This window comes from Rhodococcus oxybenzonivorans (assembly GCF_003130705.1).
GTDB classification, from domain to species: domain Bacteria; phylum Actinomycetota; class Actinomycetes; order Mycobacteriales; family Mycobacteriaceae; genus Rhodococcus_F; species Rhodococcus_F oxybenzonivorans.
Genome location: NZ_CP021354.1, coordinates 3946724 through 3970388 on the forward strand (window position 1 = coordinate 3946724; position 23665 = coordinate 3970388).

The 23665-nt window shown below is 66.1% G+C and carries 20 protein-coding genes and 1 pseudogene; 7 read left to right on the forward strand and 14 right to left on the reverse strand.

Going from position 1 to position 23665, the window contains the following annotated elements; genetic code table 11:
• Positions 1-8 precede the first annotated feature (8 nt).
• Positions 9-1610 (forward strand): 1,4-alpha-glucan branching protein domain-containing protein, encoded by a 1602-nt coding sequence (locus CBI38_RS18580; RefSeq protein WP_204164975.1) that lies wholly within the window; start codon positions 9-11, stop codon positions 1608-1610.
• Positions 1607-2851, forward strand: coding sequence for a glycosyltransferase family 4 protein (locus CBI38_RS18585; protein WP_109331084.1), 1245 nt, complete (start codon positions 1607-1609; stop codon positions 2849-2851). The genes CBI38_RS18580 and CBI38_RS18585 overlap by 4 nt, the downstream gene beginning before the upstream one ends.
• 57 nt (positions 2852-2908) lie before the next feature.
• Here CBI38_RS18585 and CBI38_RS18590 read toward each other — a convergent pair whose 3' ends face one another.
• Positions 2909-3163, reverse strand: a complete 255-nt coding sequence (locus tag CBI38_RS18590) for a DUF3253 domain-containing protein (protein ID WP_109331086.1) — start codon at positions 3161-3163, stop codon at positions 2909-2911.
• Between the two features lie 21 nt (positions 3164-3184).
• On the reverse strand, positions 3185-3928 hold the full coding sequence (locus CBI38_RS18595; protein ID WP_109331088.1) for an acyltransferase: 744 nt from the start codon (positions 3926-3928) through the stop codon (positions 3185-3187).
• 139 nt (positions 3929-4067) lie between these two features.
• Here CBI38_RS18595 and CBI38_RS18600 point away from each other — a divergent pair, with 139 nt between their 5' ends.
• Positions 4068-5375 (forward strand): outer membrane protein assembly factor BamB family protein, encoded by a 1308-nt coding sequence (locus tag CBI38_RS18600; RefSeq protein ID WP_109331090.1) that lies wholly within the window; start codon positions 4068-4070, stop codon positions 5373-5375.
• 39 nt (positions 5376-5414) lie between these two features.
• On the opposite strand, the gene CBI38_RS18605 is transcribed toward CBI38_RS18600, so the two are convergent.
• From CBI38_RS18605 to CBI38_RS18625, 5 genes are all read right to left on the reverse strand, one after another.
• Positions 5415-6572, reverse strand: a complete 1158-nt coding sequence (locus tag CBI38_RS18605) for a THUMP-like domain-containing protein (protein WP_109331091.1) — start codon at positions 6570-6572, stop codon at positions 5415-5417.
• Position 6573: 1 nt separating this feature from the next.
• Positions 6574-7545, reverse strand: coding sequence for a class I SAM-dependent methyltransferase (locus CBI38_RS18610; RefSeq protein WP_109331093.1), 972 nt, complete (start codon positions 7543-7545; stop codon positions 6574-6576).
• 56 nt (positions 7546-7601) lie between these two features.
• Positions 7602-8381, reverse strand: a complete 780-nt coding sequence (locus CBI38_RS18615) for an enoyl-CoA hydratase/isomerase family protein (RefSeq protein WP_109331095.1) — start codon at positions 8379-8381, stop codon at positions 7602-7604.
• Positions 8382-8392: 11 nt separating this feature from the next.
• Entirely contained in the window at positions 8393-9283 is an 891-nt protein-coding gene (locus tag CBI38_RS18620) for an NUDIX hydrolase (protein ID WP_109335191.1), read from the reverse strand.
• Between the two features lie 73 nt (positions 9284-9356).
• The gene (locus CBI38_RS18625; protein ID WP_109331097.1) at positions 9357-10178 is read right to left on the reverse strand and encodes an ABC transporter ATP-binding protein; all 822 of its coding nucleotides are present in this window, start codon (positions 10176-10178) and stop codon (positions 9357-9359) included.
• Positions 10179-10228: 50 nt separating this feature from the next.
• On the opposite strand from CBI38_RS18625, the pseudogene glgX reads away from it, so the two are divergent.
• A pseudogene (gene glgX, locus CBI38_RS18630) lies at positions 10229-12223 on the forward strand (glycogen debranching protein GlgX); the annotation flags it as partial.
• A gap of 20 nt (positions 12224-12243) precedes the next feature.
• Here glgX and yczE read toward each other — a convergent pair.
• From yczE to ctaD, 4 genes are all read right to left on the reverse strand, one after another.
• A complete protein-coding gene (gene yczE, locus CBI38_RS40945) occupies positions 12244-12945 on the reverse strand; it encodes a membrane protein YczE (RefSeq protein ID WP_230989881.1) in 702 nt (233 codons plus the stop codon).
• A gap of 70 nt (positions 12946-13015) precedes the next feature.
• On the reverse strand, positions 13016-13786 hold the full coding sequence (locus tag CBI38_RS18640; RefSeq protein WP_109331101.1) for an aminoacyl-tRNA hydrolase: 771 nt from the start codon (positions 13784-13786) through the stop codon (positions 13016-13018).
• Positions 13783-15003, reverse strand: a complete 1221-nt coding sequence (gene serB / locus CBI38_RS18645; RefSeq protein WP_109331103.1) for a phosphoserine phosphatase SerB — start codon at positions 15001-15003, stop codon at positions 13783-13785. Before serB ends, CBI38_RS18640 begins: the two co-directional genes overlap by 4 nt.
• A 163-nt stretch (positions 15004-15166) precedes the next feature.
• The gene (ctaD, locus tag CBI38_RS18650) at positions 15167-16957 is read right to left on the reverse strand and encodes an aa3-type cytochrome oxidase subunit I (protein ID WP_109331105.1); all 1791 of its coding nucleotides are present in this window, start codon (positions 16955-16957) and stop codon (positions 15167-15169) included.
• 299 nt (positions 16958-17256) lie between these two features.
• On the opposite strand from ctaD, the gene CBI38_RS18655 reads away from it, so the two are divergent.
• Genes CBI38_RS18655 through CBI38_RS18665 form a run of 3 tightly spaced genes read left to right on the forward strand, consistent with a single transcriptional unit; the run spans position 17257 to position 19847 of the window.
• On the forward strand, positions 17257-18255 hold the full coding sequence (locus tag CBI38_RS18655; protein ID WP_109331107.1) for an ABC transporter substrate-binding protein: 999 nt from the start codon (positions 17257-17259) through the stop codon (positions 18253-18255).
• A 35-nt stretch (positions 18256-18290) separates the two neighbouring features.
• Positions 18291-19364 carry an ABC transporter substrate-binding protein gene (locus CBI38_RS18660; RefSeq protein ID WP_109331109.1) on the forward strand — a complete coding sequence of 358 codons (1074 nt, stop codon included), beginning with the start codon at positions 18291-18293 and terminating at the stop codon, positions 19362-19364.
• 9 nt (positions 19365-19373) lie between these two features.
• Positions 19374-19847 carry an NUDIX hydrolase gene (locus tag CBI38_RS18665; protein WP_109331111.1) on the forward strand — a complete coding sequence of 158 codons (474 nt, stop codon included), beginning with the start codon at positions 19374-19376 and terminating at the stop codon, positions 19845-19847.
• Positions 19848-19943: 96 nt separating this feature from the next.
• Here CBI38_RS18665 and nrdF read toward each other — a convergent pair whose 3' ends face one another.
• The 3 genes from nrdF to nrdI form a co-directional block, all read right to left on the reverse strand.
• Entirely contained in the window at positions 19944-20909 is a 966-nt protein-coding gene (nrdF, locus tag CBI38_RS18670; protein WP_015890191.1) for a class 1b ribonucleoside-diphosphate reductase subunit beta, read from the reverse strand.
• A gap of 77 nt (positions 20910-20986) precedes the next feature.
• Positions 20987-23170 (reverse strand): class 1b ribonucleoside-diphosphate reductase subunit alpha, encoded by a 2184-nt coding sequence (nrdE, locus tag CBI38_RS18675; protein WP_397504355.1) that lies wholly within the window; start codon positions 23168-23170, stop codon positions 20987-20989.
• Positions 23128-23604, reverse strand: a complete 477-nt coding sequence (gene nrdI, locus CBI38_RS18680) for a class Ib ribonucleoside-diphosphate reductase assembly flavoprotein NrdI (protein ID WP_109331113.1) — start codon at positions 23602-23604, stop codon at positions 23128-23130. The genes nrdE and nrdI overlap by 43 nt, the downstream gene beginning before the upstream one ends.
• Between the last annotated feature and the right edge of the window lie 61 nt (positions 23605-23665).

A 23665-nucleotide genomic window follows, 5' to 3' on the forward strand; every position in this document is an offset into this window, starting at 1 on the left:
CCACACGAATGGGGGGCGTGGGAAGCGGGACGCGCCCGCCCGACCACACGGAGCCGGGCATGTTCTGCCTGGTTCTGCACTCGCACCTGCCCTGGCTCGCCCATCACGGCCGCTGGCCCGTCGGAGAGGAGTGGCTGTACCAGTCGTGGGCCGCGTCGTACCTTCCCCTCACGGCCATGTTGCGGCGACTGTCCGACGAAGGCCGCTCCCACCTCCTGACTCTGGGGATCACCCCGGTCCTCGCCGCACAACTCGATGATCCGCACTGCCTGTCGGGCATGCATCACTGGCTGGGGAATTGGCAGATCCGAGCTCACGAAGCTGCCGGAATGCCCGATGCCGCACACCGCGATCTCGGCGCCCGGGAGCACCGCGCCTCCGCCGATGCCCTCACCGATTTCGAACTGCGGTGGCGGCACGGCGGCTCGCCCGTCCTACGCGATCTTCTCGATCGGGAAGCCTTCGAGCTTCTCGGCGGCCCCCTCGCGCACCCGTTCCAGCCGCTGCTCGAGCCACGACTGCGCGAATTCTCCTTGAGGGAAGGACTCGCCGACGCGAAGAACAGGTGGAACACCACACCCACGGGCATCTGGGGTCCCGAATGCGCCTACACCCCGGGCATGGAGATCGGCTACGCCGAGGCGGGGGTCACCCACTTCATGGTCGACGGTCCCGCCCTGCGCGGGGACACCTCCCTCGGCCGGCCGGTCCGAGACTCCGACGTGGTCGCGTTCGGCCGCGACCTGCAGGTCAGTTACCGGGTGTGGTCGCCGAAGTCGGGTTACCCAGGCCATGGCGCCTACCGGGACTTCCACACCTACGACCATGCCACCGGACTGAAGCCCGCCCGGGTCACCGGCCGCACGGTGGACTCGGCGGACAAGGCGCCGTACGACCCGGAACTGGCGTCCGCCGCCGTCGACCGGCACGTCGCCGACTTCGTTTCCACGGTCCGCAGGCGACTGCGCGGAGAGGCCGAGCGAATCGGGCGCCCAGCGGTCGTCGTTGCGGCCTTCGATACCGAGTTGTTCGGGCACTGGTGGCACGAAGGGCCCGAGTGGCTCGAGAAGGTGCTGCGCGCTCTCCCCGAGGCGGGAATCCGGGTCGGCACCCTCGAGGACGCCCGCACCCAGGGATACGTCGGTGCGCCGGTCCCCCTGGAGAACTCGTCGTGGGGGTCCGGCAAGGACTGGCGGGTGTGGGCGGGCGAGAAGGTGTCCGATCTGGTGGCACTCAACTCGGAGGTGGTCGCGGCCGCACTGGACACGGTCGACAAAGCCCGTAGCCTCGGTTCTGCACCCGGAAGACCCGAACTCCGCAACCGCGTCAACGATCAGATTCTGCGAGAGGCACTCATGACGGTGTCGAGCGACTGGGCATTCATGGTCAGCAAGGACTCTGCGGCGGAGTATGCGCGCGACCGGGCACACAAGCACGCGCACGCGATGCGCGAGATCGCGGCCGCGGTGGCTGCGGGCAACGACGCGTCGGCGGCGCGCCTCGCGGCCGGATGGAACGCGGCCGACGGCCTGTTCCCCGGTCTGGACGCCCGGCGCCTGCCTGCCCGTTCCGCAGCATCGGCGGTCGGCGTCTCGGGAGTGGCCTCGTGAAGATCCTCATCGTGTCGTGGGAGTACCCGCCGGTGGTCGTGGGCGGCCTCGGCCGCCACGTGCACCACCTCGCGACCGCTCTTGCCGCCGCCGGCCACGAGGTGGTGGTGCTGTCGCGGCGGCCGTCGGGAACCGATGCGTCCACGCACCCCACCGTCACCCACATCGAAGAAGGCGTACTCGTCGTCGCCGTCGCCGAGGATCCGCCGCATTTCGTGTTCGGCGAGGACATGCTGGCGTGGACACTTGCGATGGGGCATGCCATGGTGCGGGCCGGCGTCGCCCTGCACAAGCCGGGTGTCGGAGAAGGCTGGCAGCCCGACGTGGTGCATGCCCACGACTGGCTGGTGGCACATCCGGCCATCGCACTCGCCGAATTCTACGATGTGCCTTTGGTATCCACGTTGCACGCCACCGAAGCCGGCCGCCACAGCGGCTGGGTGTCGGGCCGCATCAACCGTCAGGTGCATTCGGTCGAATGGTGGCTGGCCAACGACTCCGATGCGCTGATCACCTGCTCGGCATCGATGCAGGACGAGGTGACCACCCTATACGGTCCTCAGCTCCCGCCGATCACTGTGATACGCAACGGGATCGACGTGACCACGTGGAATTTCCGTCGGCGCGCGCCGCGATCGGGTCCACCCAAACTGTTGTTCGTCGGCCGCCTCGAGTACGAGAAGGGGGTGCAGGATGCGATCGCCGCGCTTCCCCGTATCCGCCGGAGTCACCCGGGGACCACGCTGTCGATCGCGGGTGAGGGCACCCAGTTCACCTGGCTCTATCAGCAGGCCCGCACTCACCGCGTTGCCCGTGCCGTCAACTTCCTCGGCAATCTCGACCACTCCGAACTGCTGAGCTGGCTCCACGGCGCCGATGCGATCGTGCTGCCCAGCCGTTACGAGCCGTTCGGCATCATCGCGCTCGAGGCTGCCGCCTCCGGAACTCCGCTGGTGACGTCTACTGCCGGTGGTCTCGGCGAGGCGGTCGTAGACGGAGTGACCGGCATGTCCTTCCTCCCCGGCGATGTCACGGGACTCACCTCCGCGGTTCGGGAGGTCCTCGACGATCCCGCGGCGGCGCAGCAACGAGCAGTGGCCGCCCGCGACCGCCTCACCGCGGATTTCGACTGGCACACAGTGGCCGAGGACACGGCACACGTTTACGCCGGTGCCAAACGCCGCGTGCGACATCCCTTGGCGCGCCCGGTTATTCCCGAGCGCCCCCTACCCGGACGCTGAGTCGCGAGGGCGAATGTACCGCCGGACGCCTCCAGCGCGCCGAACGGTACATTCGCCTCACTCACGGAGACGGCGAATCCGGATCGGACCGCGCACCGAGTCCGGATCCACCACCGCACCCCTCTGGGTGATCTCGACTTCACCTGCCGCGACAAGGCGTCGGGCGGCCTGCCGCACCGGCTCCATGAGAGGTCGCCACTCGTCGGGGGCGATCGCGCGGGCCACGTCCGACGGGCAGATACTCGAATCCGCCGCCCGCGCATACAGCAGCTCGCGGATACGATCCTCGAGTTCGCGGTCCGAGACGCCCATGGGTCGACTATGCCACCCGGCTCAGCCCTCCCGGGCGGCCTTCTTGCGGGCAATGTCCTCGAGTGCGGCGATGTACTTGGCCCGCTCCTCGGCGCCGGCCTCCCACTCGGCCCTGCGATTCTTCACGGCCTTCGCGGGCGATCCCACTGCGATGCTGAAATCAGGGATGTCGCCCTTGACGACGGCGTGGGCGCCGAGCACGCAACCGCGTCCCACCCGGGTGTTGCGGAGCACCGTGACCTTCGCGGCCACCCAGGTATCGGGACCGATGCGTACCGGGCCCTTCACAATGCCCTGATCCTTGATGGGCACGTTGATGTCGTCCATGCGGTGATCGAAGTCGGTGATGTAGCACCAGTCGGCGACGAGCGTGGACGCTCCGATCTCGATGTCGAGGTACGTGTTGACCACATTGTCCTTGCCGAACACCACCTTGTCGCCGATGCGCAGCGACCCCTCGTGGCACCGGATCGCGTTGCCGTCACCGATGTGGACCCAGCGACCGATTTCGAGGCGGGACAGATCCGGAGTCGAGTGGATCTCCACGCGCTTGCCGAGGAACACCATGCCCCGCAGGATCACGTGCGGGTTGGCGAGCTTGAACTTGGCCAGCCGGTAGTACCGCACCAGGTACCACGGGGTGTACGCCTTGTTCGCCAGCACCCAGCGCAGCGAGTCGAGGGTCAGGAAGCGGGCCTGCTCGCTGTCCTTCCGCCGGGATCCCTTCCACCTCGTACGCAACGGTGCGCCCCACATGCTCGTCATAGCCCGTCAGCCTACGTTCACCCACCGGAGCCGTGCGCGGGTGTGTCCGGACACCGACACCGTTCGGGGTGTGCCGATCGTGCCTGCCTCGGCGGGATAGTCTCTGGGCCGAGCGTTTGTCGAAAACTGAGGAGATGTAATGCGGCGGGTCCTACGTTCGTCAGTACTGGCGCTGGCGACGATCTCGGCTGTCGTCCTCAGCGGCTGCGGGGGCGGGGCGCACGTCGACGACATCTTCTCCGCGGGCGGGTGGCCGGGGATGCATGCGGACGCCCGCAACAGTGACACCAGTCCGGTGACAGGGTCGCGCGACATCTCACTCGCGTGGTCGCGGCCCCTCGGTGGGCCGGTGGCGAACTACGCATCCGTGGCGGCAAGCGGCCAGATCTTCCTCACCGCTCGCACCGAGAAGGGGTGCAATCTCTTCTCCTTCCAGATGGAGAGCGGCCGCAAACGCTGGTGCCGCCAGCTTGCCCCCGGAGTCGTGGCGTCCACCCCGGTGGTCGACGGCGCCGCCAATGTCTACGTGGGCGAGAACGGCGCCATGAACTCGTTCAACGAACACGGCCAGTTACGTTGGCGCACACCGGTGGTCGGAACGCCGCTGTCGGCACAATTCACGGGCGACGGCAACCTCCTGTTCATCACCCAGCTCGGGCAGATCAGCGTGCTCGATCCGCAGACCGGGCAGAAAGTGGTGGCGTCGTACGACCTCATCCCACCACCGTCCGTCGCCGACGGCGCGAACGTGGACATCCTTCCCGACGACAAGGGCCTCAGCGGCTGCTTCTTCGGCTCCCCCGACTGCCCGGTGGCCAACATGCCGGCCATCGACCTGGCGTCCGGCACGTTCTACTTCACGTTCTATGCGCCCGGCGCGACCGAGGCCGACCTCGTCGCGATGAAATACTCCGGCGGCGACAATCCCACGATCAGCCAGGAATGGTCCAGCGACACCCTGCCGGGGGGCAGCGCATCGAGCCCCGATCTGTCGGCTGACGGTTCCGTCGTCTACATCAACGACAACTGGGGCACGGTGTGGGCGATCGACGCTGCGACCGGTGATCCGAAGTGGAGTTACGACATCGGGTACGCCGCAGCAGGTAGCCCGTCGACGTCCGCGGACGGTCTGATCATTCCCGCGGGCGGACTCGACGGCCACCTCCTCGCACTGCAGGACAAGGGCGACCACGCCGAACTCGTTTGGGAGCGCAAGGATCTACGGCATTTGGGAGTCCCCGCCCAGACGGCCGGATCCACCGGCTACTCGGTGGTCCGCGAGGGTGTCGACGGACTGGCGGTGCTCACGTTCGACACCTCCACCGGCGAAACGCTCGATCAGGACACCCTGCCGGGGGCGAAGGGATTCACCGTCGGCACGTCCATCGGCCCTGAGGGTGAGGTCCTCACTCCGACGCTGCTCGGGGAGCTGTTCGTCCTCCGCTGACCCGTGAGTACTTATTAACGTCCGGCGGTTAATAAGTACTCACGGGCGCGGAGCGCAGATGAAGGCGACGCCCGATCGGCCGATCCGCGTGATCACCACACTGAGCGAGCGGCTTCCGCGGAGCTTCAACTTGGGACGCAGCACGGCCGGATCAACGTCGACGCCGCGCACGAGGATCTCCGCCGCACCGCAGTCGTGGCGGGCGAGCTCCTGCCGCAGCGACTTCTCCGAATATTTCACCTGCTCGAGAATTCGAAAGCCCCGCACGCCCGCGGGAACCGAATCGCCCGTGAGATAAGCGATCCGAGGATCGAGCTGCCACAGTCCGTGCCGGGCGGCGTAGTGCCGCACCAAACCCGCCCGGACAACAGCCCCGTCAGGATCGACGATCCACTCCCCCGGCGCGCGTTCGGGGATGTCGTCGTCCTCGGCGTCCGTCACCGTCCACACCGCGCCTCCGGAGTCGAGGACGCTTGCCCGGCGAGTGACTCCGGCGCCCGACAGTCCGGCCGACCACAGGCACGCCTCACGGACGCCACCGTCGAGGGACACGACCTCGACCTCGCCTTCCCAGTCGAGCCGATCGAAAGCGAGGCCGGGAGCGCATTTCACCGCGAGATCACGGCCTCGGTACGCGTCGATGAGGTCGGGTAGTGGCGGCTCGAGAGCAGCGGGATCATGCGTGCGCCTGCCACCCGACCGCCGCGCCGGATCTGCGAGCACGACGGTGTCGCGGGTACACGGCACCAATGCGTCTGCGCGCACGATCGCCGCAGCGGGCACATTGTGCCGGGCCATGCGCAGCCGGACGGGATCGATGTCGCTGCCGACCACCGTATCGGCCGTCCCGATGACAGCAGCGAGTTCCGCACCGATCGAGCAGGTCACGTCGTGAACGTTCCGCTCTGCCAGGCGCCTCGCGCGGTGGGCTGCCACGGCACGCGGAGTCGCCTGTTGCAGTGCATCATCGGTGAAGAGCCAGTGCTCGCTGCCGGGCAACTTGGCCGAGGCCTTGCGCCGCAACAGCACCGTCTCCACCAGCATGGCTACCCGAGAGCCGAAACGCGAACGCGCCCGGCCGATATCGGCCAGGCGCGTCGACGTGGTCAACGCAAGTTCGTCTACCTCGGCGAGAGCTGCTGCGCCTGCAGCACTCTGCAGGAACTCCACGTCTTCGGGAGTGAACGCATAGCCCAATTCAGTTGCCGGGCTTCACGCCGGTGATCATGACGTTGTAGAAGAAACCGCGCGGCACCACATGGCGGAGGATCTTCTCGTCGACCCAGCTGAGCGTCTTCCATCCGGTGAACGCGAAACGGCCCCAGCCCCAGCCCAACTTCTCCGGCGGAACAGCGGCCTCGAAGGTGCGGACGGGCCACCCGAGCAGGGCGGCTGCGAATTCCTCGGTGGCGGCGTGCACCTGCGCGGCGCCCGCGGACTCGGCGATCTTCTCGAGATCACTCGGATCGAACGTGTGGAGATCGACGACGGCTTCCAGTGCCGCAGCGCGGGAGGATTCGTCCAGTTCCGCCTGCGGGCGACGCCAATCGGCAAGGAAGGGCAGCTTGGTGACACGCGTCGTGGTCTCCCAGGTGACGCGGCCGAGCCAGCGGGCGTAGAAGTTGCCGATGGTGGTGGGCTCGCCGGCGAACACGAAGCGCCCACCGGGCTTCAGCACCCGCAGTACCTCGCGGAGCGACTGCTCCACATCCGGGATGTGATGTAGCACAGCGTGCCCGACCACGAGGTCGAACGTGTTGTCTTCGTACGGAATCGTTTCGGCGTCGGCGACACGACCGTCGACGGGCAACCCGAGACCCTCGGCGTTGCGCAATGCCACCTTGACCATGCCTGGCGAGAGGTCGGTCACCGAACCGGTCTTCGCGACCCCGCCCTGCATCAGATTGAGAAGGAAGAAGCCGGTCCCGCAGCCCAGTTCCAGCGCCCGCTCGTACGGAAGGGGCTGATCTCCCGCGACGGCGTCGAAGCGGCCCCGCGCGTAGTCGATGCACCGCTCATCGTACGAGATGGACCACTTCTCGTCGTACGTCTCGGCTTCCCAGTCGTGGTAGAGCACCTGGGCGAGTTTGGTGTCCTTCAGCGCCGCCTCGACCTCTTCGGCGGTGGCGTGCGGATGAGGAGCGGGGTCGTCGTGGGCGCTAGCAGTCATGCGGCAAATCCTACTCGCTGGTAAGAGTGAACAGGTTCTAGTTTTCCGGGCTCAGACTACTCGCCGGTGAACTGAGCCTTGCCAGGGCCGTTCTCGATGAACGATTCCATCCCGATCGTGCGGTCCTGGGTGGCGAACAGGGACGCGAACAGCTGGCGCTCGACCGCCAGTCCGCTGTGCAGGTCGACGTCCAATCCCTGGTCGATGGCGGCTTTCGCCGCGGCCAGCGCGCGGCCGGCGCCCGTCGTGAACTGGGACGCCCATCGTCGAGCTGCCTCGTACACGTCGTCGGGCGCCACCACCTCGTCGACCAGACCGATCGCCAGCGCCTCGTCGGCGTTGACGAAGCGCCCGGTGAACACCAGGTCTTTCGCTTTCGAGGGACCGATCAGCCGAGCGAGACGCTGAGTGCCGCCACCACCGGGAATGATGCCGAGAAGGATCTCGGGGACACCGAGCTTGGCGTTGTCGCCGGCGATCCGCCGGTCCGCCGAGAGTGCGACCTCCAGGCCGCCGCCGAGCGCGTACCCCGTGATCGCGGCGACGGTCGGCTTGGGAATCTCCGAGACCGCGGCCAGGTCCGATTGCAGATCGGTGATGACATCGGTCATCTGGCCGAAGCTCATCTCGGCCATCTCCTTGACGTCGGCGCCTGCGGCGAACACCTTCTCTCCGCCGTACACGATCACTGCCTTGACGTCGGGGTGCACTGTCGCTTCCCGTGCGGCGGCCCGCAACTCCTGTTGCACCTGCCGATTCAGTGCATTCATCGGGGGACGCGCGAGTCGAATGGTGCCGATGCCTTCGGAAACCTCGAGAGTGACGAATTCAGCCATGAGGCAAGAGGCTACTTGCTCCGCTCGGCCGACTCGGCGCGACCCGGCGGTGTCCGCTTCCGTCCCCGCACCGACCACGGGTGCGGGCCTGCCTCGTAATAACCGTCCTGCCCGGGAAACTCGACCCGAATCGTTTCCTCGTCCGTGATGAGGGTCGGCAGGATCACCGGGATCTCCGGCTCCGCGGCGAGGACCTCTGCCACCGAATCGAAGTTCTGCAATGCCGTCAGCTGACTCCACGTGGGTGGGAGCAGGACGCTGCCGCCCCCCTTCCATGCGTCCAGGGCCGCCGCGGGGCTCAGCCAGGTCACTTCCTCGGCTTCGGACGTGGCCCCGTCCGCGATCTGCCCGTCGGGAGCCGCCGCGACGAAGAACCGGGTGTCGTAACGCCGCCCTTCGCCGATCGGCGTGATCCAATTCGCCCAGGGGCGCAGGAGGTCGGCTCTGAGCACGAGTTCCTCGCGCGCCAGGAACTCACCGAAGGAAAGTTCACGTCGTTCGAGCGCAATGCGCGCCTGCGCGTAGTGCGACGTGTCGGCCACTACCGTGTCCGTGCTTCCGCCCGCGAGCAGCACCCCACATTCCTCGAAAGTTTCACGTACCGCCGCGCACACCAGAGCCTTCGCCCGGGCGGGATCGGTGGAGAAGCGTTCGGCCCACCACTCGACGGGAGGTCCGGCCCACTGCACGTCCGCCACGGCATCCGACGGGTCGACACCACCTCCCGGAAACACCGTCATACCTCCGGCGAACGCCATGCCCTTGACGCGGCGCAGGAGGAATACCTCGATGCCGCCCCCCGCGAGTTCCGGTGTTGCATCCCTGATCAGGATGACCGTCGACGCGTCCTTCGGTGACACGTCGACGGCGTCGACTGCCGCCTGTTCTTGCTTCGAGACCATGATCTTGGAACCTACGCCTCCGGTGATGTGCGTCGCACCGGCACCCCACTGGAACAGGTGCCCGTTTCGACCCTCACGCCCGGTGGGCGCCCGGGACCCGGCTGCGCCGCGCGAAGTACCGTCCATCGACCTTGTCGAGGCTGATGGACTGGCTGAAGGCCTCACTGAGGTTCTCCGACGTGATCACGTCGTCGAGCAGACCCTGCGAGACCACGCGGCCCTCGTTCAGGAGCAGCGCGTGGGTGAAGCCGGGTGGGATCTCCTCGACGTGGTGGGTGATGAGAACGGTTGCGGGAGCGTCGGGATCTGCGGCCAGGTCGGTCAGTCGCGCGACGAGTTCCTCTCGCCCGCCGAGGTCGAGTCCGGCGGCGGGTTCGTCGAGGAGGAGAAGTTCGGGGTCGGTCATCAGCGCACGGGCGATGAGCACGCGCTTGCGTTCCCCCTCGGACAGGGTGCCGTAGCTGCGATGGGCCAGGTGCTCGGCCCCGAGACTTTCGAGCATCTCGACCGCCCGCTCGGTATCCATGTCTTCGTACCGCTCCCGCCAGCGACCGAGTACGGCGTAGCCGGCGGACACGACGAGATCGCTCACCACCTCCTCGGCAGGCACCCGGTTCGCCAGCGCCGACGACGACAGCCCGATTCGTGGTCGTAGCTCGTTGATGTCGACTCGCCCGAGCCGTTCCCCCAGAAGGTGGGCGCTACCGCTCGTCGGATGCAGTTCGGCAGCCGCGATGCGGAGCAACGACGTCTTGCCGGCTCCGTTCGGGCCGAGGACCACCCATCGCTCGTCGAGCTCCACTTTCCAGGACACCGGCCCCACGAGAGTGTTACCCCCGCGCCGGAGGAGGACGTCGTCGAAATCGATGAGGAGATCAGGATCAGGTTGATGCACGGATCCATCTTCCCGCACATCTTCGGCGCATTCGCGGCAGGATCAGTTACGTGTCGTCTCACATCGATTCACGTGCCGGCGAGAGAGCGTCGTTCCCGCCGAGCCTGCGCCTGCCCGGATCGCCGTTTCCCCTGGGAGCACACGTGCGAGGCACCGGCACCCAGTTCTCGGTCCACGCTCCGGACGCGGACCTGGTACAGGTGTGCCTGATTTCTCCGGACGGTGCGGAGACACGAATCGACCTCGTGCAGCGGACCTACGGAATCTGGCACGGGGTGGTCGACGGCGTCGGTCCCGGCCAGCGCTACGGCTACCGGGTGCACGGAGAGTGGAACCCGCGCGCGGGAGTCCGGATGAACCCGGCCAAACTCCTCGTAGATCCGTGGGCGAAACGCATTACCGGCGGGACCGGCGACCACCGTGCCCTCATCTCGCATGCCGGAGACCCGTTCGGCGAACCTTCGCCGCTCGACAGCCTCGGCCACGCGCCGCTGTCCGTGGTCACGCCCGCCGTCCCCCGGACCACCGGTCCCAGGATCGAAAGGCCCTGGGAGGAAACCGTCCTCTACGAACTGCACCTCGGCGCGTACACCGCCCGACATCGGGGCGTCCCTCCCCAGTACCGCGGCACGTATCTGGGGCTGGCAGAGCCCGCCGTCATCGGTCACCTCGTTCGACTCGGGGTGACCGCGGTCGAGCTACTTCCGGTACATGCACACCTGACCGAACAGACGGTGCGTGAACGGGGAATGCGTAACCACTGGGGCTATTCGACAGCGTCGTTCTTCGCGCCCCATCCCGGCTACGCGGCAGTGGCCGGCGAGGAGATCGCCGAATTCCACACCATGGTCGACGCCCTGCACGCTGCCGGAATCGAGGTGATCCTCGACGTCGTCTACAACCACACGTGCGAAGAGGGCGTCGACGGGATCAGCCTCAGCTGGCGTGGTCTCGACGCCCCGGGTTACTACCTTCTCGATGCCGACGGCCGCGACGTCGACCTCACCGGATGCGGCAACACGGTGGACGCGCACTCCCCCATCGTCGTCCGGATGATCTGCGACAGCCTTCGGTACTGGGCACACGAGATGGGGGTCGACGGCTTCCGTTTCGACCTGGCCTCCGCCCTCGGCCGACCCGGAGGAGGCCGATTCGACTCTCGCGCTTCGGTGTTCTCCGCCATCACCGCGGATCCTGTTCTGTCCCGCTGCAAACTCATCGCCGAACCCTGGGACGCCACCTCCGATGGATACCGGGTCGGGCACTTCGGCGCCCAGTGGTCGGAGTGGAACGACCGATACCGCGATACTGTCCGCCGCTTCTGGAACGGCAACACCGGCGTTCGCGAACTGGCCTCCAGAGTGGCCGGCTCGGAGGACCTGTTCCACAGTCGCCGGCCCTGGGCCTCCATCAACTTCGTGACCGCACACGACGGCTTCACCGCGGCGGACCTCGTCGCGTACCGGCGCAAGCACAACGATGCCAACGGGGAGGACAACCGGGACGGCGCCGACCACAACGACTCCGTCAACCACGGCGTGGAAGGCCCCACGGACGACCCGTCGATCACCGACGCCCGCAAGCGTCATGTCCGCGCTCTGCTGGCCACCCTCGCCCTCTCCACGGGCACCCCGATGTTCACGGCAGGCGACGAATTCGGCCATTCGCTGGGCGGGAACAACAACGCGTACTGTGTCCCCGCCGACACTGCTCGCGAGGATTCCTGGGCGCTCGACTGGAGCACCGGTGACCGGACGCTCACCGCGTTCGTCACGCGCGCTCTCGATCTGCGCCGCGCGTCCCCCGCACTGCGGCAACCGGAATTCTTCGAAGGACGGCATACTCCCACCGGTCACCCGGACCTCGTGTGGTTCGGTGCCGACGGTGCGGAGATGGACGACGATGCGTGGCACGACGACTCACGCCGCACCCTGCAGGCATGGATCGACGGATCCGACATCCGATCCCACACCGAGGACGGATTTCAGCTCACCGACGACAATTGGCTCCTCGTCTTCCACTCCGGCGGACCGGTCGAGGTGGCATTGGGCAGCCCCGACTGGTTCTACGGAATCCTGCTCGCCGAATTCGATTCCAACTCCCCTGACGGCGCGCCGGAACCGGGTGGCCCCATTTCGGGAGACTCGACGATCAGACTGTCCGGACCCGGACTGCTCGTCTTCCGAGCGGTCGGATAGAGACCGCCGGCGCGCATCATCAACTGGATCAGCGGACCGATCCCCAGTGCGTAGACCACGGTCCCCACTCCCACGGTGCCGCCGAGCAGCCACCCGGTCACCAGCACCGCAACTTCGATCGACGTCCGAATGAGGCGCACGGACAATCCGGTTCGTCGAACCAAACCGGTCATCAGTCCGTCCCGCGGTCCCGTACCCATACCGGCACCGATGTACAGCACGGTCGCCAGAGCGTTGAGCACGACACCACCGACCATCATCGCCACCTGCACGGCCGGCGACCCGACGGGCCGGAGAAACACCAGTGAAGTGTCCACGGACACCGCGATGACCACAACGTTGGCGATCGTGCCGAATCCCGGCTTCTGACGCAGGGGAATCCAGAGCAGCAGAACACCGGCACCGGTGAGGGCGGTCACGGCACCGAAACTGAGCGACGTACGGCCCGCGACGCCCTGATGGAATACATCCCACGGATCGAGGCCGAGGCCGGCGGTGATCATCATGGCCATCGAGAAGCCGTACAACCAGAGTCCGGCGAAGAGCGTGATCACACGTCGAGCGAGCATGGGGGCCAGTGTTCCCCGATTGTTCCCGGCGCCCCTATAGCCAAGCCGCGGGCACTGGACCCGCCGCGGCTCACAGGGCGGCGATCACCGTCACGGATCCGGGAGCCACCTCGGTGAAACCGGCATCGCGCACCGCGACCGCACGCCCCGCGGACTCGAGCTCGCGCAACGCCGTCCACCTCGCCGCATCGGCGTCACGGACGGCGCAGCGGTAACCCGTATCCGCCCAGTGCCTCGCAGCTTCGACGCTCATCGCTCCCGCGAGCAGCATCGACGCGTGGCCCACTTGTGCGGCGGCCTTCCCAACGGTCATGTCCAGGGTCGCGTCGATCCACAGCACGGGTGTCCCGCCGGGCGCCGGGCCGGGGTCGTCGTGCTCGAGGTCGGTTCCGCCGATCTGCAGCTTCTTGATGCGCGGGTCGAGCGCACCGACCGCGACGGGGACGAGTGCCCGCGCCTCGGCGCCGTCGACCTCAACGGTGATGCCGTCCACATCCTGCGCGGCGCGCCACTGGGCACCGCGAGCCCGGCGCGACACCTTGCGGATGCGAGACCCCACCCATGCGAGGTAGTCGGAGCGCCAGGGGCCCGGTTGCCCGTCTGCATCGACGCCGACCCGTGGGTCGAGGCACAGCGCCACCGACGCCGTCGCGGCCGCCGCCAGCACCGCACTACGCGCAGGCGGGTTCGACTTCGGGATGTGCAAGACGATCGGCATCGCGAGCACCAGGGCAGGATCCTCGGGATCGGGCCGTCCACCGTAACCGGCCGCGAGGACCGCGTGGCGTGCCTCCCACAGCGCGGCGTCGCCGGCGATCGCGGCTGCACACGGTTCCGTCACGACAGGGGAACTCGTCTCACCACGCCGTCCACGGCGTCGGCGGCCTCGACCTCGTCCCGAGTGACGCCGAGGATGAACAGTACGGCGTCCAGGAAGGGATGCGAGAGCGCCGTGTCGGCGACCTCACGCAACGCCGGCTTCGCGTTGAAGGCGATACCGAGACCGGCGGCATTGAGCATGTCGATGTCGTTGGCGCCGTCACCGACCGCGACCGTCTGCTCCATCGGCACGCCCACCTGGGCAGCGAACTTACGCAGCGCTGTGGCCTTGGCGGCCCGGTCGACGATGTCACCCACGACTCGTCCGGTGAGCTTGCCGTCCACAATTTCGAGAGTATTGGCTTGAACGAAGTCGAGCTCCAGTTCGTGAGCGAGCCCCTCGATCACCTGACGGAAGCCACCCGACACCACCCCGCAGTGGAATCCGAGGCGTCGCAACGTGCGAATGGTGGTCCGGGCACCCGGCGTCAGTTCGAGGCCCTCGGCGACGTCGTCGATCACGGAGGCGTCGAGACCGGCGAGCGTCGCGACCCGCTGGTGCAGCGACTCGGTGAAGTCGATCTCGCCGCGCATCGCCGATTCGGTGACCGCACGGACTTCGTCCTCGACCCCGGCCCGCGCTGCGAGCATCTCGATGACCTCGCCTTGGACCAGGGTCGAGTCGACGTCGAAGACGATGAGCCGCTTCGCGCGGCGCGCAAGCCCACCCCGCTCGACCGCGATGTCGACGCTTTCCGCCACAGCAACCTCGGCCAGCACCGTACGCAGCCGCTTGTCCACCGCCGCCGTCGCGGGAGCACTGACGAGGAGCTCGAGACCGGTCACCGGATAATCGGCGACGCCACGGATGGAGTCGATGTTGACACTCAGCTTCGCCATCTCACGAGCGACCGATCGCAGGGCCCGCGCGGACACCGGAGAACCGAGAATGACCACCGCGTGCGTGGACAGCGACTGCCGGCCGGGGTCCGCCCCGATCTCGACATCCACCGACATCCCGACGGTGGCCATCGCCTCCTCCAGTTCCTCCTGGAGGGCTTCCCCGTCCTCCGGGCACGCCACGAGCACGCCGAGGGTCAGGCGGCCACGGATCACCACCTGTTCCACATCGAGCAGGCTCACGTCGTGGCGGGAGAGCGCCGCGAAGAGCACCGATGTGACACCGGGGCGGTCGGGCCCCGTGACGGTCACCAGGACAGTCGTGTCAGCTGCGCCCACTACGAACTCCGTTCGTGTTACTCACGCTGGAAAGAACTCCGTTCGTCTCACGTGCGCAGAAGCACGGAAGGTCGTCGTGCTCGCGCAGCTTGTCCGGCACCCATTGTGCCAAGGGAAAGGCCCCGCCCGATGGTGGGGCGGGGCCTTTCGGCAACGATCTGTATCAGCGGCCGGAGTCGGTGCCGGGTTCGCCTTCACCGCTCACGGTGAGCGGTGCGTGGCGTTCCTCCTCCAGGACCGTGCTGGCGTGCTTGCCGCCGTGCCCGGGTCCGACGTGCGCTTCTGCCTTCATCCGCTCCACCATGTGCGGGTAGTGCAGCTCGAACGCGGGACGCTCGGAGCGGATGCGCGGCAGTTCCGTGAAGTTGTGGCGCGGCGGCGGGCAGGTGGTGGCCCACTCGAGCGAGTTGCCGTAACCCCACGGGTCGTCGACGGTGACGACCTCGCCGTACCGGTAGCTCTTGAAGACGTTCCAGATGAACGGGAGCGTCGAGGCACCGAGGACGAAGGCGAAGATGGTCGAGAACGAGTTCAGCATGGTGAACCCGTCGGACGGCAGGTAGTCGGCGTACCGGCGCGGCATACCTTCGGCCCCGAGCCAGTGCTGCACCAGGAACGTGCCGTGGAAGCCGATGAACGTGGTCCAGAAGTGCCACTTGCCGAGGCGTTCGTCCATCATCCGCCCGGTCATCTTCGGGAACCAGAAGTAGATGCCGGCGTAGGTGGCGAACACGACCGTGCCGAAGACCACGTAGTGGAAGTGGGCGACCACGAAGTAGCTGTCGGTGACGTGGAAGTCGAGCGGCGGGCTGGCCAGGATGACGCCGGAGAGGCCACCGAAGAGGAAGGTGATCAGGAAGCCGACGGAGAACAGCATCGGCGACTCGAAGGTCAATTGCCCCTTCCACATGGTGCCGATCCAGTTGAAGATCTTCACACCCGTCGGCACCGCGATCAGGAAGGTCATGAACGAGAAGTACGGCAGCAGCACCGCGCCCGTGGCGTACATGTGGTGCGCCCACACGGCGATCGACAGGGCAGCAATCGCGATCGTCGCGTACACCAGACCGCTGTAGCCGAAGATCGGCTTACGGCTGAAGACCGGGAAGATTTCCGAGACGATGCCGAAGAACGGCAGCGCGATGATGTACACCTCGGGGTGACCGAAGAACCAGAACAGGTGCTGCCACAGCAGAACACCGCCGGTAGCCGGATCGAAGATGTGGCCGCCGAGGTGACGGTCGACGAACAGACCCAGCAGCGCGGCCGTCAGCAGCGGGAACGCCAGCAGGATCAGGATGCTGGTGATGAAGATGTTCCAGGTGAAGATCGGCATACGGAACATGGTCATACCCGGGGCGCGCAGGCAGATCACCGTGGTGATCATGTTGACGCCACCGAGGATGGTGCCGAGGCCACCGACCGCGAGGCCCATGATCCACAGGTCGGCACCGACACCCGGGGAGTGCAGGGCACTGGTGAGCGGCGTGTACGCCGTCCAGCCGAAGTCGGCCGCGCCGCCCGGAGTGATGAAGCCGGCGGTCGCGATGATGGCGCCGAACAGGTACAGCCAGTAGCTGAAGGCGTTCAGACGCGGGAACGCAACGTCGGGTGCACCGATCTGGAGCGGCAGGATGTAGTTGGCGAAGCCGAACACGATCGGGGTCGCGTACAGCAGCAGCATGATCGTGCCGTGCATGGTGAACAGCTGGTTGAACTGCTCGTTCGACAAGAACTGCATACCGGGCACAGCGAGCTCGGCACGCATCATCAGGGCCATCAGACCGCCGATGAGGAAGAAGATGATCGAGGTCGTCAAATACATGATCCCGAGCACCTTGGGGTCGGTGGTCGTGATCATTTTGAAGATGAACGAGCCCTTGGGTCCCTGCCGCGGCGGGTAAGGCCTGGCTGCAGCTATCGCGGGGACTGGCTGGGGCGCTACGGCAGTCACTGATCCTCCTGAATGCGCGTCCGTCCCCGGGCTGCGAGGCGAACGGTCTCTGGCTTGCGCTCATCGAATCGTAGACGGTGCCCCGAGCGGCCTCGGACTCGGTCCTACCTCCTGTCGTACTTACCCCGGCTCAGCGCCCACGGGGGTATCGCCGACCAGCGGATTGTCTGCAGGAGCGTGCTCTTTCTCACCCGAGACGGCGTGTCGCGGATATCGGCGGGAGAGGCAGGGAGACCACCAGGATTCGGACTTTTCCGGTGCTAAGGTATCGCTCACCTAACTTCTACTAGGAGCTTCAAGTGAATATTCTTTCCCGACGCCGCGCCGTGGCCGCCGTCGTCGCTCTCGCGGCCGCCGTCGCCGTCACGTCCTGTTCCAGCAACGACGACGCGTCCTCCACGTCCGACGCCGCCGCATCGGCGCAGTTCCCCCGCACGGTCCAACACTTCCGCGGCAACACCGAGATTCCCGCGGCACCGCAGCGGGTCGTGGCCCTCGACAACAGCTTCACCGATGCCGTACTCCTCCTCGAGACGCCGCTCGTCGGGTATGTCGACTACCGGGACCCCGGGCTGCCCGACTACCTCGGCAGCACCCGCGACGAGTACGCAACCGAAGCCGAGTCGGTGGGCACGGTGAGCACCGCGAGCCTCGAGAAGATCGCCGCACTGCAGCCGGACCTCATCATCTCGGCCGAGGTTCGCGACGGGAAGAACTACGAACAGCTGTCGGCCATTGCGCCGACCATCTTCACCGAGACGACCGGTCCCACGTGGAAGGAGAACATCCGTCTCGTCGGTCAGGCGCTCGGCAAGGAAGAGCTCGCCAACGAGAAGATCGCCGCCTACGAGTCGCGCGCCGCGGCCGTCGGTTCCGCCATCAACACCAAGGCGTCGAACCCGGTCGTATCGGTAATCCGATTCGCCGGTGAACCCACCGCCCGCCTCTATCGCACCACCTCCTTCAGCGGCATCGTGCTCGAGGATGCGGGCATTGCCCGGCCCGCCAGCCAGGGACCGGACCCCGCCGACCCGACCAGCATCATGCAGTCGATCAGTCCGGAGTTGCTCAGCGAGGCCGACGGCAACGTGATCTTCGTCAGCACCTGGCAGGATCCGGCGGGAAAGAGCGCCGAAGCCGCCCGCCCCTTCCTCGAAAGCCCGCTGTGGCAGACGCTGCAGGGCCGCAAGGTCGACGTCGACGACGCCCGCTGGATGTCGCCCGTCAGCATCCAGGGCGCGCACCTGATTCTCGACGACCTGTCGGACACGTTCGAGGTCGACAAGCACAGCGGCTAACCTGAACGCGCCCGCTCACACAGGAAGTCGCCGCATTGTCCCTTCGTAGGTTTTCGACCGTCCGCCGCGCGTCCATCGGTCTCGTTGCCGGTGTCGCCGCCTTCGCTCTCGCCGGCTGCTCCCAACCGGCCGACGACGACCCCGCGTCCTCGATAGTCCGGACCACGACGAAGATTGCGGGCGCGGCGGTGGTCGGCATCGAGAGGGACACCACGACGGCGTGCCCGGAGCCGGCACCGGTCGACCCGGAGCTGTCGGGGTCGACGACGCATCGGGTTGTCCATACGACGGGCACGAGTGAGGTGCCCGCCGATCCGCAGCGAATCGTGGTACTCGACAGTGCCGCGCTGGACGCGGTATGCGCACTCGGTCTGTGGGAACGCGTCGTCGGCGCCGCCACGAGCGGCGACGGCGACTCCCCACAGCCGGGGTACCTCGGCACGGGCATCTCCGAACTTCCGAGTGTCGGGCCGGCCGGCGCACCGGACGTCGCCCGGATCGCGCAGGCGGCGCCGGATGTGATCCTCGGTTCGAGTCCGGCCACTGGCGCACTGTACGGCGAGCTCTCCCCCATCGCGCCCACCGTGTTCGTCGGTTCCGACCCCGTGTACTGGAAGACGCAGTTCCTCCTCGCGGGTAACGCCCTCGGCCGGGCCGATGCCGCCGCAGCCGCGCTCGAGCGATACCAGGCGGACGCGAAGCAACTCGGCATCGATATCGACGCCGCACAAACCCAGGCCTCTATCGTGCGTTTCGACGCCGACAGTCTGGAGGTGGAGGGACCGGCGGCGTTCGCCGGTCAGGTACTCACCGACGCGGGAGTCCGCAGGCCCGCCTACCAGAACCTCGACGGTGCGGTGACCGAATCGATCGATGATGCCGAACTCGACCGCGCCGAAGGCGATCTCATCTATGCCGTCCTCGTCGGCAAGGACGGCACCGAGCATGCCGAGGACGTCATGTCCGGGCAAGCGTGGGAAGACCTCGGGGCCGCCGCCGACAGTCGCGTGTTCGCCGTCGAGGGCGAGGTCTGGAACGGCAACGGTCTGGTGGCCGCGCGGGCTGTGCTGACCGATCTCCGGAACACCCTGAACGGATACGCCGGCTAGGAGAACTTTGTGCCCGTCCCGGAGTTCGTGGCTGCACTACGCAGGCATGTCGGACACGCGCCGCTGTGGTTGTCGGGAGTGAGCGTCGTCGTCCGCGACGACGACGGGCGGCTACTGCTGACCCGCCGCGCCGACAACGGCCGGTGGGCGGTGGTGTCGGGCGTTCTCGAACCCGGTGAGGAACCCGGGCCCGCGGCGCTCCGGGAAGTACGCGAAGAGACCGGCGTCGACGCGGAACTGGAGCGCATCACCAGCGTCGATGTGACCGGACCCATCACCTATCCCAACGGCGATGTCGCGCAGTACCTCGACGTGTGCTTCCTCGCGCGATACGTCGGCGGAGCCGCGGCGGTGTCCGACGACGAGAACCTCGAGGTGGCATGGTTTTCCCCGGAGGAAGTGCCGTCCGACCTCACCCCGTCTTCGCGACTGCGACTCGAGAAAGCGCTGCAGGACGTGCCGGAGGCGTGGTTCCAGCGCTGAACGCAGTTCGCCCAATGCCGCACCGGTGCAGTCGAACTGCGCCGGTGCGGCATTGGGCGAAGCTGTCGGGGCGTTAGAAATCCCGAGCGGGTCGCTTTAAAAATCCCAGTCTTCGTCTTCGGTGTTGACGGCCTTACCGATGACGTAGGAGCTGCCGGAGCCGGAGAAGAAGTCGTGGTTCTCGTCGGCGTTGGGTGAGAGCGCGGACAGGATGGCCGGATTGACGTCCGTCTCGTCCTTCGGGAACAGACCCTCGTAGCCGAGGTTCATCAACGCTTTGTTGGCGTTGTACCGCAGGAACTTCTTGACGTCCTCGGTGAGACCGACCTCGTCGTAGAGGTCCTGGGTGTAGTCGACCTCGTTGTCGTAGAGCTCGAAGAGCAGCTCGAACGTGTAGTTCTTGAGGTCGTCGCGCTCGGCCTCGGTGAGCTGCTCGAGACCCTTCTGGTACTTGTAGCCGATATAGTACCCGTGTACGGCCTCGTCACGGATGATGAGGCGGATGAGGTCGGCGGTGTTGGTGAGCTTGGCGCGCGACGACCAGTACATCGGCAGGTAGAAGCCCGAGTAGAACAGGAAGCTCTCGAGCAGGGTGGACGCCACCTTGCGCTTGAGCGGCTCGTCGCCCTGGTAGTAGTCCATGACGATCTCTGCCTTGCGCTGCAGGTTCGGGTTCTCCTCGGACCAGCGGAAGGCGTCGTCGATGTCGCGGGTGGAGCACAGCGTCGAGAAGATCGAGCTGTAGCTCTTGGCGTGCACCGACTCCATGAACGCGATGTTGGTGTACACCGCCTCCTCGTGCGGGGTGATCGCATCGGGGATGAGGCTGACCGCGCCCACGGTGCCCTGAATGGTGTCGAGGAGCGTCAGCCCCGTGAACACCCGCATCGTGAGCTGCTTCTCCTGCGCCGTGAGCGTGCCCCACGACGGAATGTCGTTGGACACCGGGACCTTTTCGGGCAGCCAGAAGTTGCCGACGAGGCGGTCCCACACCTCGGCGTCCTTCTCGTCCTGGACGCGGTTCCAGTTGATCGCGGATACGCGACTCACCAGCTTGACCATTGAATCCTCACTTCGTTCGGCTGTGAGTACTTATTAACCGCCGCCGGTTAATAAGTACTCACGGGCGGCGGAGCCGCCTACAGCATGCAGGAAACGCAACCTTCGACCTCGGTGCCTTCGAGGGCCATCTGACGCAGACGGATGTAGTACAGCGTCTTGATCCCCTTGCGCCACGCGTAGATCTGCGCCTTGTTGATGTCGCGGGTGGTGGCGGTGTCCTTGAAGAACAACGTCAGCGACAACCCCTGGTCCACGTGCTGGGTGGCCGCGGCGTAGGTGTCGATGATCTTCTCGTAGCCGATCTCGTACGCGTCCTGGTAGTACTCCAGGTTGTCGTTGGTCAAGTATGGCGCCGGGTAGTAGACGCGGCCGATCTTGCCTTCCTTGCGGATCTCGATCTTCGACGCCACCGGGTGAATGGAGCTGGTGGAGTAGTTGATGTAGGAGATCGACCCGGTGGGCGGGACGGCCTGGAGGTTCTGGTTGTAGATGCCGTGCTTCTGCACCGACGCCTTCAGCTCACGCCAGTCGTCCTGGGTGGGGATGTGCACACCGGAGTCGGCGAAGAGTTGACGCACCTTGTCCGTCTTCGGCTCCCACACCTGATCGGTGTACTTGTCGAAGTACTCGCCGGACGCGTACTGCGACTGCGGGAAGCCCTTGAAGTACGTTCCCCGCTCGATGGCAATCCGGTTGGACGCCTGCAGCGCATGGAACACCACGGTGTAGAAGTAGATGTTCGTGAAGTCGATGCCCTCGTCGGAGCCGTAGTAGATCCGCTCGCGCGCCAGGTACCCGTGCAGATTCATCTGGCCGAGCCCGATGGCGTGAGAGTCGTTGTTGCCCTCCTCGATCGACGGCACCGAGTAGATGTGCGTCTGATCGGACACCGCGGTCAGTCCGCGAATCGCCACCTCGATGGTCCGCGCGAAGTCCGGCGAGTCCATCGTCTTGGCAATGTTCAGCGACCCCAGGTTGCAAGAGATGTCCTTGCCCACCTTGCTGTACGAGAGGTCGTCGTTGAACAGCGACGGCGTCGACACCTGCAGGATTTCGGAGCACAGGTTGGAGTGCGTGATCTTGCCTTCGATGGGGTTGGCCCGGTTCACCGTGTCCTCGAACATGATGTACGGGTAGCCCGACTCGAACTGCAGCTCCGCGATGGTCTGGAAGAACTCGCGCGCCTTGATCTTCGACTTCCGGATCCGCTTGTCGTCGACCATTTCGTAGTACTTCTCGGTGACGTTGATGTCTGCGAACGGAACGCCGTAGATGCGTTCGACGTCGTACGGCGAGAACAAATACATGTCCTCGTTCTTCTTCGCCAGCTCGAAGGTGATGTCCGGGATGACCACGCCGAGGGACAGCGTCTTGATGCGGATCTTCTCGTCGGCGTTCTCACGCTTGGTGTCGAGGAACCGGTAGATGTCCGGATGGTGGGCGTGCAGGTACACCGCGCCCGCACCCTGACGCGCCCCGAGCTGGTTGGCGTAGGAGAAGGAGTCTTCGAGGAGCTTCATGATGGGGATGACACCCGAGCTCTGGTTCTCGATTCGCTTGATCGGGGCGCCGTGTTCACGAACATTGGTGAGCAGCAACGCGACTCCGCCGCCGCGCTTGGACAGCTGCAGGGCGGAGTTGATCGAGCGGCCGATCGACTCCATGTTGTCCTCGATGCGGAGGAGGAAGCAGGAGACGGGTTCACCGCGCTGCTTCTTGCCGGAGTTGAGGAACGTGGGTGTGGCGGGCTGGAAGCGTCCGGCGATGATCTCGTCGACCAGCTTGGTGGCCAGGTCCTCGTCACCTGCTGCAAGGGTGAGCGCCACCATGCACACTCGGTCCTCGAACCGCTCGAGGTAGCGCTTTCCGTCGAACGTCTTGAGCGTGTACGAGGTGTAGTACTTGAAGGCGCCCAGGAAGGTCGGGAAGCGGAACTTCTTGGAATACGCGTGGTCGATCAGGAACTTCACGAAGGCACGCGAGTACTGATCGAGCACCTCGGGCTCGTAGTAATTCTCCTCGACGAGATAATCGAGCTTCTCGTCGAGGTTGTGGAAGAACACCGTGTTCTGGTTGACATGCTGCAGGAAGTACTGGCGGGCCGCGGCGACATCCTTGTCGAACTGGATCTCGCCGTTCGGCCCGTACAAGTTGAGCATCGCGTTGAGCGCGTGGTAGTCGAGACCGTTCGTCGAGTCCCCACCGCGCGCGTCACGCTCTACGCTCCCCGCATCGATGGTGTCTGTGATGGTCGGCGCCACAGCTCCTGCTCCTTGTCGTCTAAGTGTTCCCAGAATTCACCCAGACCGACCTTCACCCGTTCGATGTCCTCGGCTGTGCCCATGAGTTCGAAGCGGTAGAGGTAGGGAACGTGACACTTCTGAGAAATGATGTTTCCTGCAAAGCAATAGGAATCACCGAAATTGGTGTTTCCCGCCGCGATCACGGCTCGGATCAGCGACCTGTTGTGTGGGTTGTTGAGAAATCGGATGACGGGCTTCGGAACGTAACTGGTGTCCCTGCCCATCGCCGTGGTCCCGCCGCCGTACGTGGGGAGGATCAAGACGTAGGGCTCGTGCACCTCGAAGGTGCCGTCGCGGTCGTGGATGGGTATGCGCGTCGCAGGCACCCCGAGCCGCTGAACGAATCGGTGCGTGTTCTCCGAGGCGCTGGAGAAGTACACCAGCGAAGTCATCGGTACTCACCATCTCGAGTGGAACTGTCGGTCAGTGCTGCTCCGGAATCGGTTCGCTCTC